This is a genomic window from Pantoea sp. MBD-2R, assembly GCF_039134845.1.
Lineage (GTDB): Bacteria > Pseudomonadota > Gammaproteobacteria > Enterobacterales > Enterobacteriaceae > Erwinia.
On record NZ_CP152417.1, the window covers coordinates 3,860,679 to 3,874,603 of the forward strand.

Genomic DNA, 13,925 nt, shown 5'->3' on the forward strand with positions numbered 1-13,925 from the left:
ATCAGTAAAATCAGATCGCGTCTGTTTTTACGCATGGCCAACAGTAAAGCGTATAAAAACCCTCACCGCATGGCGGGAGAATTTTTTGACGGAATGTGACAAGCGGATCGGCGGCACGACATCGAGTGATGTTGGTGACAGACGCTTTGCAGCTGTGACCTTTTCATGGCGGCGACCTCAGAAGATGGATGATGATAAACGGCCGCAATAATGGCATCTTTTTTTTTCAGGTTCAATATAGAGAGTGCATCAAACTGCAAGCGTCATTTTTACCTTATCTTTAATTTTCAATAAGTTAATCTGTTGCAAGCGGTATAAAAAGGTTGAGCTTTCGTTGCCTATGCATTTGTTATGCAAAGCTATTCAATCAGAAAGCTGTTGATAAGCGCCGTATCTGCCAGGTCGTGTTACCTGGTTGAAAAGCAATCAGGAGAGGTAAGAAAACTGTTTATTTTGCCGACAACTGCTGAAAAAGAGTGCAATCAGTTCGCTTTTCTGCATAAAGCCGTTGACGATTTTAAGCGACTACGGTTTAATGCGCCTCGTTGCCCGGATAGCTCAGTCGGTAGAGCAGGGGATTGAAAATCCCCGTGTCCTTGGTTCGATTCCGAGTCCGGGCACCACTAATTAAAGAACCCAGCCTATGGCTGGGTTTTTGCTTTCTGACGATCCGGTAGATTTCTGGTCGAGATGCTTGCTGATACCCCTGCCCTGCTTCTGCCAGCCAGCATGAGCATTTCTCTTGAGCAACTACCAACCCCTCTGGTCGTAGTGGCCTTGCCTGTCAGACTTCCTTCCCCCGACAAACACTATTTCCATCATGTGTTCTTGGCTAACAGATTCATCACCGCATGGCTACATCCGGTCTTTGTCCGGTCCAGAGAAGGACCGTTTTCTCTTCTGATATGCAAACAGCCTCATCAGGAATCATTACCGTACCCCTCTCTCCCGGAGCAACGTATTTATTTCCTTCAGTGTATTCAGTTGCCTCACTTCAAATTCAGTAGGTTTATCAGCGTTTGCAAGATTGATCAGTCCTACTACAACACCTGCTCCACCAATCAGTGAGTTTATTAACTCCAATTTGCCGGTGATGAAATACCAACCTGCAGCAATGAGTAACAGCACAGCGCAAAAAGCAAAAACCCACAACACTCTAGTAAGTCGTTTATTTCTTTCTTGCTTAACCAGGCCCCATCGATGTACTTCCTCCTGGAGCAGCTCTTCATTATCACAATGGATCAATAGCTTGAACTGACTATTATTTGAGTTATCAATAATGTTCACATCACCAGCAATGTCGCCAGAATTAAAATCTCTCATTATCTGCCCTTTAAATTTTCAAGAAAGTTGCACCATGCCCCAGACAAGCATAGTGCAGCGGGCTTCATCGAATTAATCAGGAATGAAGAACACACTTCCCTTATCGTCACGCTCCAGTAGTGACCAGCAGGCGCGGAATTTCTTGCCGTGTCTGTCTTCGAATTCTGGTAGCACCTGCCCTTCTCTAGTTTGAAGATACTGCGTCGTACCATTAACGATAGTGGCCCAACGACCGGCATAAGGGGCTAAGTCACCATCCCAGCGGGTTATACGCTCTGGCTCGAATGATTTGCCATCATCTTCTTTTTCCAGCTCCGCACTGGCTTCATCGAAGCGGGCAAACCATGCCATAGAGGACGCTTCCTCAAACTGAAAGTTTTCGTGCCCGGAGTAAAAATGCAGCCCGTTATGCCCGTCCTGACGGATAGGTTTAATCATCTGGTTTACTTTTAACAGCAATGGCGGCAACTCTTCAGTTTTCGTCTCCCCCAATGCTGGGGGCAATGCATCTGCCTTCATAATAAGGCCGCTGTTATAAGGCAATAGCTCGATTTCTGGTGTCTTCTTCAGGCGATGAGCCAGTTTTTCCAGCCATGGATTGCCCAGAATGGTATACCAACAGGCTCCTTTTACACCTTCCACAGCCTCACCGCCTTCCAGTGTCCCCAGAGAATCAACCATCACGCCAGGGAAGCGTTGGGCCAGTGCGTATTCGTATGGGAACATCCGTTCACGAGCGTAAGGCAAAACAAACGTCACTTTCTTCTTGCCCGCGAACAGCATGTCGCTGGCAGAAATCAGGCTTAGCTTCTGCTCGGCGCTGAGGGGAATCTCCCCGTTCTGCGCCTGAATCTGTACCGGGCCTTCGCTGGCATTGAGACTAAGTTTCCCCGTGTGGGCGAACAGGCCGATTTTATCCCCGGCAAGGATACTGGTGTTGCCCATCGAACCGATACTGATATCGCCCCCGGCGTTAATGGCCACATTGCCAGCAGCGGTCATCTGCATATGCTCACCGCTGGTAAATGCCCCCCTTCAGGGCCGTGAAAGTGGAGCATTTCATTCAGCGGCTTCAGGCGTTTATCAAACATCGCTATCTGGCTAAAATAAGCCATAGTAAGTCCATTTCATCTAATTATTGATTGATAGCGTTTTCAACCCAAGTTGACAAATTTTTCTTAATATCGTTATACGCATCAATACTATTGGGTTCGTATACCAATGGCTCAATAACCTCATCTCCTCGTTTGAAGATCAATTGGTCAAAAGGATTATCTCCTTTCGTTCCGTAGCCATTGTTCGGGCAGTTCAGTCGATGAATAAAGATACCAACTACAGCTTTACCCTGTTCCCAGGCTTTCTGAATCTCATAAATCACCCATGGGCGGGTGGAAGTTTCGCTACCAATCAGCACAACTAAGCAGGATTTCCCCTTCAGATTCTCATCGATCCAATCTTTCACACCTTTTTCAGTACGCTTTATCTGCTCCCAAGTGTTGGGGCTTACTGGTTCTTCGCCTTCAATTAACCCCATGTTACGAATTTGCTGCACTCTCATAACATCATTATCGAAATGAAAGCTGTAAAAAACCTGACGTTTCATATCTAACCTCCAATTTTATTGGAAAAGGAAAATATTTATTTTATATTTCTCAACCATTCTGCTGATAAGCCGAGAAGGTAAAACCACTCAGCATCAAACTAAGAATGTTGGAAAAGCACACTTCAACTTAGGCTATATCTATTTAAGCCATGAAGAAAAATTATTATATCCATCATCCTTTATCCAATCATACACACTAAAGAAATTGGAAAGATTATAGCCATTTCCTCTATAAGCAGAGTCAACTGAAGTGCTGAAGTTTGCAGAACCATCAATTTTATTATATTGTACCCACTCCCCCCCCACTTTTTCCCAAAGTGTTCCAGTTTTCCCATCGGCAGAATAAGTAATCCCAACATAAGCAAGAGGGTTTGGTCCAAGTGTTTTTGTTTTCTGATTCTTATCTTTGATTCCATTTATGTGCACGGCTAGAATGTGATTGCCACGTACAAAACTTTTTAAAATCTCATAGCGAACCCATGGGCGTTCGTATGTATTACTACCAACTAGAATGCACGTATTCGAAGTATTGACTAGCGCTCCATTAATCAATTTTTTAAGAGCCACATCCCCTTTCTTTTTCGATTCTTCCCAAACTGACGCATCAAAGTATCCCGCACTTTCGCGATCAGATTTAGTTAACCAGTGATTGCGTACAGCGTTTGCTCGAAAATCGCTTACATCCTGGTAATGAAAACTAAAAAAAACTCTTTTTGCCATAAAATTTATCTCGTGATTTTGTAGTTAAAATTATATAATACGTGCTTCGACTGGAGAAATATTAAATTCTCGATACATTAGTCCGATGAAGTCTAATGGCCCCAAATCTTCTGGTATAGCGTATCGAAGCTTTTTTGCTAATTCCCTTGTTGCTCCCCCAGTCACAGCAATAGGAATACATTTAGCATGAGGGTGCATTTGACGAAATATTCCATATTCCTCATTGATCCCTTCCATTCCTCCTATGAAGACAGCTGCATCAAATGATTCTGAAGTAAGCATTGCTTCTCGCATAATATGTAAACTCTGTTCACGGCTATTATCTACAGCGTCAACAAATGTCACGTTTGCGAATCGTTTATTATCTTCCGGGAAATAGTCCTCGAAAAATTTACTCTGAAAAAGCTTGACTGCCGTTGCATACTGAACACCTAAATCCTCAGCTGCCGCCCAAAGCATTGGGGTTATAGCAGGATGCCCGCCCCAGACAATGGTGCGTCTTCCGAAGGCAACCGTTGCTAAGGCTATAACAGCAGACTGGATCATTTGTGGCTCGCAGTCTTCATCAAATGGTTTTCTGCCAGATACAGGTACGCTTGCTGAAAGAAAAATCGCCCCCATTTATAGCCCCTCCAGTTCGGATAATTCCCATCCTGCCTGACGACTCTTGATCCACTGAACGCCTTTGACATTTGTTCCCAACCAATTCAGATGAGTCATCCATTCCTCAGAAAGTCCGACATGGTCATAAACTAAAATAGCAGGTCGGCTATCATTATCCCGCATAGCATCATGCAGCGTAACTGCAGTTGGTACACCAACACTAGGATGAGCCACAAGAGGGTTGCCTGAAGGTAACCTCAGAACAAGTGAGCGCCGGATACCGATCGCCTCTACAGCTCCCCCCATGCTTTCAATAGAACTACGGAGATGACCGGCAATATTTGCGTGACGCAGCGCAACACTTTTACTTCGTAAGCCCTCAACCTGAAGTGATAGAGAATCAATGACTTCATCTGTTAGCTTCCCATCAACAAAGTCATCTACCGACAAAACTCTCGGGGTAGCTAATGCACTGGTTCGAGATGCAGTATGGCCCGGCCAAAGAACTTGCAAGATTGAAATGTGCTTATCTGTCGCACGCCCCCATTCCGCTCGAGCCCAACGACTGTCAAAAAATCCCGGGGTATCCAGCATTACGACGACATCACAATCACACAATCGATGCCACAAAACGCTCTGAAAATCCACCGCTGCACCGACAGAATGAGTATCAAGAAATACTTCAAATTGCCGGGCTGATAGAGCTTCAAATAATTGAACGGCAACATCTCTAGACTCGGTCCGGCGGTAGCTCACAAAAACGCGGCGCTGTGTAGGAAGCAAACCTAGACACTGTAAAGCAACACCTGCCGGTTTAATTAGCTCAATATCTTCAGGTGTAAGCGCTAAGGCATTTAAAGATCTCAAACATTCGGGAAGTTCATTTGCGACATTAGCGACATTACTCACTAAAGGTATTATAGGAATGCTTAGCCGCATTAACTCAGCGTGTTCTGACAAAGAAGGGGCCGTACCACCAAAAAACAAAGCCACAGAAGGAGCCGTCTCTACAAAACTGCCTTCGAACCCCACAGTTATTGTAAAATGCTCATCGGGTTGAAGACCAAACCCTTTCATTGCATTAGAAATAGTTTTTTTGATATTAGTAACTTGGCCTGGTGTCGATTGACCAAAAATTAAACACTGATAAAGTGACTTCGACATCCTTGAGTTCATAAAGGTTTGCCCCATAGACTGAAATTGGTCATGCTGCATAACTCCTTGGTTACTAGACCTAAAGCAGTGGTTTCTCTTTATCGTATACCATTTCTCCTCTGCATTTTCATTGCGTTTTTTCAAAAAACGAGCCCATTATCAAACTAAATCCACTGTGCTCATCGAATCTGATTCGATTCCGAAACCCTGATCCATTCATAATCAGAAATAACCGGCTTCAGTCTGGCTGCATATTCTGGCAACCGGCAGATTTCTCGGCGAATTCAATTGACGTTATCCAGTCCAGCCCCCTCCCCAGTATAACTAACCTCTTACTTTTCCAACGAAAGCCTTCACATGACCGAACGCCGTTTTCCATTCAGGTTACAAAGTGTCTCATCAGCACGATAAACCTGGGCACGTAACGCTATTCACTTCACATTTAGCATCCCCAAGTACTCACTTTTTCTATTCACGCAGGAAACACAGTGGCATTGTTTTAAGCTAATACCGATGATGTGATACGTACCACCAAACATTGGATAGTAGCTTGTTGCTTTGATCAGTCATTTTGCCGTACAGCTGAAAGCGCAATCGACGCAGGGACAAGAAAATGACCAGAGTATCTAGCGATCACTACGCTGCTGGTGAACAGGGCTTAGGGTATATCTATCAGCCTCGTTTTGCGCTACTTAAGCTTCTACAGTGGCCAAAAGATACATCTGTTTTTATCGAAAAAGATGATGACCTAAACTTCGTCAATTCTGATGATGTCAAAACACTGGCATCGCTCAAACACAAAGGGGATGGGGATACTCTAACCGACCTGTCTACCGATTTCTGGAAGTCAGTCCGCATCTGGCTTGACCACTATAATCGTGATGGTAAAACCGAAGCAAATTTTCGTTTCTTTCTGTTTACGACCGGAACTATCTCAAACTCCTCGTTCCTGCAACACTTCTTAGTCGAACCGCCAGCAAAAGACAATAATTCAGTTTCAATAACTCAACTCGCCAACACAGCTCTGGCTAGAAGCAAGTCAAAACTGATCACGGCAATAGCCGATGAGTTCAATAAACTGACTCATGAGAAAAAAGATGAATTTTTTCAACGACTCAAGTCAAATGTTTGCCGCAGCACCAGCCTGCACGCATGCTCATTGCGTTGAAACTTTTGTCAGAGCGGCCTCTTTACTAAGCGGACCCAGGACACGTAAAAGACGTTACCACTTTGCTGATCGGGTTTCGCCATGCGCTGGTCTCGCCCAGCTTATCGCTTATAGCCTAAAGACATTAAATATCTTTCCAGCGGTTTAATACTCGCAGCCCCACAAACGGCAAACAGCCAGCCACAATGCTGAGGATCAATGCCGAAATAAGAGATATAGACAAAAAGCGAACCCGTGATAAAAGCATACGGCGCTACGTATAACCGGAAAACTTCCGGGCCTCAGCTTTTGTTCAGCCTGAATAATAGGGTCCCTTTCCCACCGACTCTCTTTGCATCAGCTTTCCGCGAATCAGCGGAAGCGCCTCAACATCCTGCCCATCCAGCATATTTGTCAGCTGCATTAGCGCACTGGCGACCATTTCGTTTACCGGGACGTGTACGGTCGTTAGCGCAGGAATAAAGTAGGATGCGACAGGAATATTATCAAAGCTGAGTAACGATACGTCACCAGGCACGTTTATTCCCTGAGCATGAAGCGCGTTCGCCGCGCCCATCGCCATATCATCATTACTGGCGACAATCGCGGAAAAAACCACTTTGCGGTTCAATAATTCTGTGGCCGCAATCTTTCCGCTTTCAGGTGTCCAGCAGCCTGCCAGGATCAGCGCATCATTAACGGCAATCTGATGTTTTTCCAGAGCCGACAAATAGCCGGCAAGGCGACTCTGGCCGGTGGCGGAGTTTTCCATTCCTTTAATAAAGGCAATTTCCCGGTGCCCCTGCCCGATTAACCAGCTGACGGCTTCAAAAGTATCACTGTAATGATCGGCGCAGACTGCATACTGCGGATAGTGTTGCAGCCGCCGGTTAAGTACCACCAGCGGCTTAGAAATGGTTGGCAGTAAAGCATCAATATCTTCAACGCTCAGATAGCGCGGATAGACAATAACAGCATCACAACGCGTATCCAGCAGAAACTGAATGGCCTCGCGCTCCTGTTCTGCATTGTGCTTACCATCGGCGAGGATCAGCTGCGAGCCAAGCTGCTCGGTGAGCGTCGCGACCTGAAACAGCAGCTCGCTAAAAAAGGGGCCATTATACAAGGTATTAGGCACCATCAGACCGATACTGTCAGAGCGATTGGTCGCCAGGCTCCGGGCATGGACATTAGGCCGGTAGCCCATTTCCTCGACGGTTGACATCACTCTGTCACGCACGGTTTTTGAAACATAATTATGACCCGCCAGCACGCGAGAAACGGTCGCTTTCGACACGCCCGCGCGTTTAGCCACATCCAACATCGTTACCATCTGACTGCTCTCCTCGCTTCCCTGACCCTTGCATCCAAAAAACTCCCGCTGGAATCTTCTGTTTCCGCCCTGCTCAGATCCCGGCCATAACCATAATAGCACTGTTCCGATAACGCATTGAAAGTAAAACCTGAGATAAAAATAATATGAAACCGCTCTCATATCATCATCAACATCCTTGTAAATAACGATTAATTAACGATTGCGCGACAGATCACAAAAAACAACAAACCAATCTGTAACCGGTTGCAGAAGAGAGAAATGCTGAGTAAAAGTTATTAAAAAAGAGGAGGTAATTATGATTAAAATATTATTATGTTGCTCCGCAGGTATGTCTACCAGCATGGTTGTACAGAAAATGGAAAAAGCCGCGCAGCAGCTGGCTGTGGAATCAAAAATTGATGCGGTCGGAATGGAAGAATTTACTGAAAAACTGTCCGATTATGATTGCTGTCTGTTAGGACCACAAATTAAATATAAACTTGCCGATTTTAAAAAACATGCGGATGAGCTTAACAAGCCTGTCGCCGTGATTAATACCATGGATTACGGCATGCTCAATGGCGAAAAAATCCTTCGTGCTGCTATTTCACTGGTTGAGTCTCATAAGGGGGCTTAATGAACACACTGGCGACTACGCTGTTTGGCGTGATTGAGAATCAAATCAGTCCGGTTGCGGCAAGGCTTTCATCACAGCGGCACGTGGTGGCAATCAAAGATGGTTTTATTGCTGCGATGCCCTTTCTGATTGTCGGCTCGTTTATGCTGCTTTTTTCCCATCCGCCTTTTAGCGAGAACAGCCAGTGGGGATTCGCACAATGGTGGTTAGGCATGGTTCGACAATATAACAGCCAGCTGATGATGCCCTATAACATGACCATGGGCATTATGGCGGTTTATATTACCGGAACAATTGCCTATAACCTGGCACAAAGTTATAAAATGAACGGACTCATGGCGGCGTCACTGGCTCTAATGTCATTCCTGGTCGTTGCCGCCCCACAAAAGGATGGTGCGCTTTCGGTCAGTTCATTAGGCGGAGAAGGCATATTCACCGCTATTCTGATCGCGCTTTACTGCACGGAATTAATGCATTTCTTACAGAAATATAATATCGGTTTTAAATTACCTGAACAGGTGCCGCCAAAAATACGGCAATCTTTCGATCTGCTTATTCCGATCCTGCTGATTTTTTTAACGCTCTATCCTTTTAATCTGTTCCTTGAAAGCCATTTTGGGCTGCTGTTGCCACAAGCGATTATGGCAATGTTCGCTCCCATTATCTCAGCGGCCGATTCCCTCCCCGCGGTGCTGATTGCCGTGCTGCTTTGCCACCTGCTCTGGTTTGCCGGTATTCATGGCGCAGCAATTGTGGGCGGCCTTCTGCAAGCGTTCTGGCTGAGCAATCTTGGCCTGAATCAGGAAGCGCTGAACGCGGGAGAAGCCATTCCTAAAGTGTTTATTGAACCGTTCTGGCAATTTTTCATCGTTGTTGGCGGCTCGGGCGGAACCATGGGCCTGGTGCTGCTTTATCTGCGCAGCCGCTCTGCCCATTTGCGCTCGATCGGGCGGCTGGGGCTGGTGCCCAGCATGTTCAATATCAACGAACCGATTATCTTCGGTTCGCCGGTAGTGATGAATCCCCTGCTGTTTATTCCTTTTATTCTCACGCCGCTGATCAACGCCGTTATCGCCTGGACGGCTACCCGCACCGACCTGGTTAACCACGTTATTTCGCTGGCTCCCTGGACTACACCAGGTCCGATTGGCGCGGCCTGGTCGACAGGTTGGGACTGGCGGGCAATCGTGCTGGTATTTCTGCTTATCGGATTGTCGACGCTGATTTATTACCCTTTCTTCAAAATGTACGAGCGCCAGCTGCTGGCTCAGGAAAACGAGCAGGAAGCCGCCATGTCGGAAGTGACACTGACCGAGGAGATAAAAAGATGAGTGAGATGTCGGAAATGGAAAGCACCGTAATGGAACTGATTATCCATGCCGGAGAAGCCCGCTCTGCCTCAATGCAGGCGCTTCAGGCTGCGCGGCAGCACGACTGGTCAGAGGCGGAAAGCCTGCTGAAAAGCGCCAGCGAGGCTTCGCGTCAGGCACATAAAATCCAGACGGCGCTTATTGGTGCCGATGAGGGCTGCGGCAAAGTGCCGGTGAACCTGATTCTGGTTCACGCCCAGGATCACTTAATGAACGCCATGCTCTGCCGCGATTTAGTTGAAGAGTTAATCGTCCTGCATAAGGAAATTCAGGAAATCAGGAAAGCGGCGACGCATTAATTCCTGCTACTCAATATCGTTAATTTACACGGAGAAAACCCATGTCCAGAAAGTTACCCAACGATTTTTTATGGGGAGGTGCCGTTGCCGCTCATCAGGTTGAAGGCGGCTGGCAGGAAGGCGGCAAAGGGCCGAGTATTGTTGATGTGTTTACCGGTGGCGCGCACGGTGTGGATCGCGAAATTACCGATGGCGTGATTGAGGGTAAACATTATCCTAATCATCTGGCGACCGACTTTTATCATCACTATAAAGAAGATATTGCGCTGTTTGCCGAGATGGGCTTTAAATGTTTTCGCACCTCCATCGCCTGGACGCGTATTTTCCCACAGGGCGATGAGGCGGAACCTAACGAAGCCGGATTACAGTTTTACGATGACGTGTTCGATGAACTGCTGAAATATGGTATCGAACCGGTTATCACCCTCTCTCATTTCGAAATGCCGCTGCATTTGGTGAAACATTACGGTGGCTGGCTGAACCGCGAACTGATCGATCTCTTTGTCAGATACAGCGACGTGGTCATGCGTCGTTATAAGCACAAAGTGAAATACTGGATGACGTTTAACGAGATCAATAACCAGCGTAACTGGCGTAAGCCCTTATATGGCTACAGTAATTCCGGCGTGATATTTACCGACTATGATAATCCCGAAGAAGTGATGTATCAGGTTCTGCACCATCAGTTTGTCGCCAGCGCAAAAGTGGTGAAAGCGGGCCATGAAATTAACCCGGATTTTAAAATCGGCTGCATGCTGGCAATGGTGCCGCTCTATCCCTGGTCCTGCGACCCCAACGACGTAATGTATGCTCAGAAAGCGATGCGCGAGCGTTGGCTGTTTGGCGATGTGCATATGCGCGGCTACTACCCGTCATATATTCTGAACGAGTGGGCGCTGCGCAACTTCACCATCCAAATGGAACCGGAAGATGCGCAGATTTTACGGGAAGGCTGTACCGATTATATCGGTTTCAGCTATTACATGAGCAATGCTGTTGAGCATGCTGCGGCAGAGAAAGCCAAAACGTCGGCGCTTGAAGCCTGGCCGGGCAGCCGTAAAAATCCGCATGTCCCCGCTTCTGACTGGGGCTGGCAGATCGACCCGGTCGGCTTACGCTATACGCTTAACGTCCTTTACGAACGTTACCAGAAGCCGCTGTTTATTGTAGAAAACGGTTTTGGTGCCGTGGACGAGATGAATGCGAGCGGTGAAATCAACGATGACTATCGCATCGCCTATCTGCGTGACCATATTGAACAGATGAAGCTGGCGGTGATTGAAGACGGTGTCGATCTGATGGGCTATACGCCGTGGGGATGTCTGGACTGCGTCTCGTTCGGCACCGGTCAGTACAGCAAACGCTACGGCTTTATCTACGTTAATCGTAATGATGATCAAACCGGTGACTTCACCCGCATCAGGAAAAAAAGCTTCGGCTGGTATAAAAACGTCATCGCTTCTGACGGCGAACAGCTCTGACAAACAGGCCCGGTTGCCAGACCGGGCCTGATAAAAACCTTACGGCCTGCACCTCAGTGCTGGCGTAAATCACTGAGAAAACGTTTAGCCCGCTCGTGCTGTGGATTGCTGAAGAAACGTTCCGGGCTGGCTTTCTCCAGGATTTTCCCCTGATCCATAAACCAAATGGTGTCAGCGACATCGCGCGCGAAGTTCATCTCATGCGTCACGCACATCATGGTCATTCCTTCCTGCGCCAGTCCGCGCATGACGTTTAGCACTTCACCCACCATTTCCGGATCCAGCGCTGAAGTCGGCTCGTCGAATAGCATCACCGGCGGTTTCATCGCCAGCGCTCGCGCGATGGCTACCCGTTGCTGCTGTCCGCCAGAAAGCTGCGCCGGATAAGCATTGGCCTTGTGGGACAGCCCGACTCTTTCCAGCAGCTCACCGGCATGCAGGCGAGCCTGCGAGCGTTTGATGCCCAGCACTTTGACCGGCGACATCATAATGTTTTCCAACACCGATACGTGTGGAAAAAGATTGAAGTTCTGAAAGACAAAGCCAATGCGCGTGCGCAGCTGATTAAGCCGCGTACTGCTGCCATGGATATCCGTGCCATCAAACAGAATCTGGCCTTTCTCAATGGGTTCAAGCCGGTTAACCGTGCGGATCAGCGTCGATTTACCTGAACCGGACGGGCCGCAAACCACCACCACTTCGCCACTTTTTATTTCCGCGCTCAGGTCGGTCAGCGCCTGATATTCGCCATACCATTTGTTGACCTGGTTAAACAAAATCATCGGTCTCATGTCGGTTCCTTTTACGGCTGGGCTCTGGAGAGTTGCAGGGCTTTTGCCACCTGTTCTGCCTGCGGATCGGTGTTTTTACGCCTGCGCGCGATACGCGCTTCGAGTTTATTCGCCAACCAGGTCAGGCTGAAACAGATGATGTAATAACCCAGCGCGACGATGAAAAAGACCTGGAACGGTTTGGTCAGCAGCTGGTTATTGACCTGATTGGCGGCAAAGGTCAGTTCCGGTACGTTAATCACATAGCCCAGCGTGCTGTCTTTAATAATCGAGACCAGCTGGCTAACGAGGCTCGGCAAGGTGTTGTAAAGCGCCTGCGGCAATACCACCAGCCGCAGCGTTTTCAGATAGCTCATCCCTAACGCGCGTGAAGCCTCGTACTGGCCGCCGGGTAGCGCCTGAATGCCACCGCGTACGATCTCAGCGATATAGGCACTTTCATAAATCACCAGCGTGCAGAGCATGGTGGCAAACCCGCTGATGTTATGGCCAATTAACAGCGGGACGCAGAAATAGGTCCAAAAGACCACCATCAGCAGCGGAATGCCGCGCAGCACATAGACCCAGCCTGCCGCAGGCCAGCGCAGCAGACGAAACGGAGAAATACGTGCCAGCCCCAGCAGGATACCAAGGGGGAAAGCCAGCAGCACCGCAAGCAGCGAAATCAGCAAGGTACAGAGAACCCCGCCCAACGGACCGTTTGGATATTGCCCCATCAAAAACAGCATGCCGTTGTCATGCACAATCGTGAAGATATCAATCATCAGATCACCTCGCGGTTGCGCGCTGGAAACGACGAGCCAGCATCGCACCCGCGCCCATCAGCAGCAGAGAGAAGAACAGATAGCCAACTGACGCCACCAGATAAGATTCAAAAGTACGGAACGTCTGATTTTCGATATCGCGGGTCACATAAGTGAGTTCTGCCACGCCAATCACCATCGCCAGGCTGGTATTTTTAAACAACAGCACCGTGTGATTAAGTAAAGAAGGCAAAGCGTTACGGATGCCCTGCGGCAGAATAACCAGGGTCATTGAGCGCACATAGCTCATCCCCAGCGCTCTTGCTGCTTCGCTCTGCCCTTCAGGAATGGCGCGCAGACCGCTACGAATGTCCTCTGAAAAATAGGCGGCCTGACACAAACCAAGCGCAAACATTGAGAAGAGGAATTCAGCGTTAAAATCGTTAATCCACATCTGTACCGATTCCGGCAACAGCGTAGGGATCGCGAAATACCACATCATTAGCTGGATCAGCGTCGGCACGTTGCGGTGATATGAAACATATGCCGCCACCAGAAACACGGCCAGGCGTTGATGAGATAAGCGGATGACTACCAGCAGTAAAGCAATCGTCATTGCCAGCAGCCAGGAACCTAACGCCAGTTTGAGCGTGGTTAGCGTCCCCGCCATAATCATCTGTCCAAACTGGCCGGCTATGACGGCACCGAAATCAAGTGTCATCCTCTTTCCCCTTTCAA

General features: G+C 47.9%; 15 protein-coding genes and 1 tRNA gene. 6 read left to right on the forward strand and 10 right to left on the reverse strand.

Annotated features, from left to right (window positions below; all coding sequences use genetic code 11):
• Positions 1-547: 547 nt before the first annotated feature.
• Positions 548-623 (forward strand) — tRNA-Phe (locus AAGQ96_RS17665).
• A 307-nt stretch (positions 624-930) separates the two neighbouring features.
• On the opposite strand, the gene AAGQ96_RS17670 is transcribed toward AAGQ96_RS17665, so the two are convergent.
• The 6 genes from AAGQ96_RS17670 to AAGQ96_RS17695 form a co-directional block, all read right to left on the reverse strand.
• Positions 931-1,323 carry a hypothetical protein gene (locus AAGQ96_RS17670; RefSeq protein WP_342754184.1) on the reverse strand — a complete coding sequence of 131 codons (393 nt, stop codon included), beginning with the start codon at positions 1,321-1,323 and terminating at the stop codon, positions 931-933.
• Positions 1,324-1,395: 72 nt separating this feature from the next.
• Positions 1,396-2,331 carry a type VI immunity family protein gene (locus AAGQ96_RS17675; protein WP_342754185.1) on the reverse strand — a complete coding sequence of 312 codons (936 nt, stop codon included), beginning with the start codon at positions 2,329-2,331 and terminating at the stop codon, positions 1,396-1,398.
• 127 nt (positions 2,332-2,458) lie between these two features.
• The gene (locus AAGQ96_RS17680; RefSeq protein ID WP_342754186.1) at positions 2,459-2,926 is read right to left on the reverse strand and encodes a TIR domain-containing protein; all 468 of its coding nucleotides are present in this window, start codon (positions 2,924-2,926) and stop codon (positions 2,459-2,461) included.
• Between the two features lie 138 nt (positions 2,927-3,064).
• Positions 3,065-3,646 carry a TIR domain-containing protein gene (locus tag AAGQ96_RS17685; RefSeq protein ID WP_342754187.1) on the reverse strand — a complete coding sequence of 194 codons (582 nt, stop codon included), beginning with the start codon at positions 3,644-3,646 and terminating at the stop codon, positions 3,065-3,067.
• 30 nt (positions 3,647-3,676) lie between these two features.
• Positions 3,677-4,267: a hypothetical protein gene (locus tag AAGQ96_RS17690; RefSeq protein WP_342754188.1), complete on the reverse strand. Its 591-nt coding sequence runs from the start codon at positions 4,265-4,267 to the stop codon at positions 3,677-3,679.
• Positions 4,268-5,464: a toll/interleukin-1 receptor domain-containing protein gene (locus AAGQ96_RS17695; protein WP_342754189.1), complete on the reverse strand. Its 1,197-nt coding sequence runs from the start codon at positions 5,462-5,464 to the stop codon at positions 4,268-4,270.
• A gap of 553 nt (positions 5,465-6,017) precedes the next feature.
• Between AAGQ96_RS17695 and AAGQ96_RS17700 the strand changes: the two genes are divergently transcribed.
• Complete coding sequence (locus AAGQ96_RS17700) at positions 6,018-6,572, forward strand: hypothetical protein (protein ID WP_342754190.1); 555 nt, start codon at positions 6,018-6,020, stop codon at positions 6,570-6,572.
• A 292-nt stretch (positions 6,573-6,864) separates the two neighbouring features.
• Here the strand turns inward: AAGQ96_RS17700 and AAGQ96_RS17705 are convergent, their stop codons facing one another.
• Positions 6,865-7,884, reverse strand: coding sequence for a LacI family DNA-binding transcriptional regulator (locus AAGQ96_RS17705; RefSeq protein WP_342754191.1), 1,020 nt, complete (start codon positions 7,882-7,884; stop codon positions 6,865-6,867).
• A gap of 298 nt (positions 7,885-8,182) precedes the next feature.
• On the opposite strand from AAGQ96_RS17705, the gene AAGQ96_RS17710 reads away from it, so the two are divergent.
• The 4 genes from AAGQ96_RS17710 to AAGQ96_RS17725 are packed head-to-tail and all read left to right on the forward strand — an operon-like array spanning position 8,183 to position 11,653.
• Positions 8,183-8,503 (forward strand): PTS sugar transporter subunit IIB, encoded by a 321-nt coding sequence (locus AAGQ96_RS17710; RefSeq protein WP_147199775.1) that lies wholly within the window; start codon positions 8,183-8,185, stop codon positions 8,501-8,503.
• Entirely contained in the window at positions 8,503-9,834 is a 1,332-nt protein-coding gene (locus AAGQ96_RS17715) for a PTS sugar transporter subunit IIC (protein WP_342754192.1), read from the forward strand. Before AAGQ96_RS17710 ends, AAGQ96_RS17715 begins: the two co-directional genes overlap by 1 nt.
• A 5-nt stretch (positions 9,835-9,839) precedes the next feature.
• Positions 9,840-10,172 (forward strand): PTS lactose/cellobiose transporter subunit IIA, encoded by a 333-nt coding sequence (locus tag AAGQ96_RS17720; RefSeq protein ID WP_342755584.1) that lies wholly within the window; start codon positions 9,840-9,842, stop codon positions 10,170-10,172.
• 41 nt (positions 10,173-10,213) lie between these two features.
• Positions 10,214-11,653: a 6-phospho-beta-glucosidase gene (locus AAGQ96_RS17725; protein ID WP_147199777.1), complete on the forward strand. Its 1,440-nt coding sequence runs from the start codon at positions 10,214-10,216 to the stop codon at positions 11,651-11,653.
• Between the two features lie 53 nt (positions 11,654-11,706).
• Here AAGQ96_RS17725 and AAGQ96_RS17730 read toward each other — a convergent pair whose 3' ends face one another.
• From AAGQ96_RS17730 to AAGQ96_RS17740, 3 genes are read right to left on the reverse strand one after another with little or no spacing between them, the layout of a single operon-like run.
• Positions 11,707-12,444 carry an amino acid ABC transporter ATP-binding protein gene (locus tag AAGQ96_RS17730; protein WP_147199778.1) on the reverse strand — a complete coding sequence of 246 codons (738 nt, stop codon included), beginning with the start codon at positions 12,442-12,444 and terminating at the stop codon, positions 11,707-11,709.
• 11 nt (positions 12,445-12,455) lie between these two features.
• Positions 12,456-13,208 (reverse strand): amino acid ABC transporter permease, encoded by a 753-nt coding sequence (locus AAGQ96_RS17735; protein ID WP_342754193.1) that lies wholly within the window; start codon positions 13,206-13,208, stop codon positions 12,456-12,458.
• A 4-nt stretch (positions 13,209-13,212) separates the two neighbouring features.
• Entirely contained in the window at positions 13,213-13,908 is a 696-nt protein-coding gene (locus AAGQ96_RS17740; RefSeq protein WP_342754194.1) for an amino acid ABC transporter permease, read from the reverse strand.
• Between the last annotated feature and the right edge of the window lie 17 nt (positions 13,909-13,925).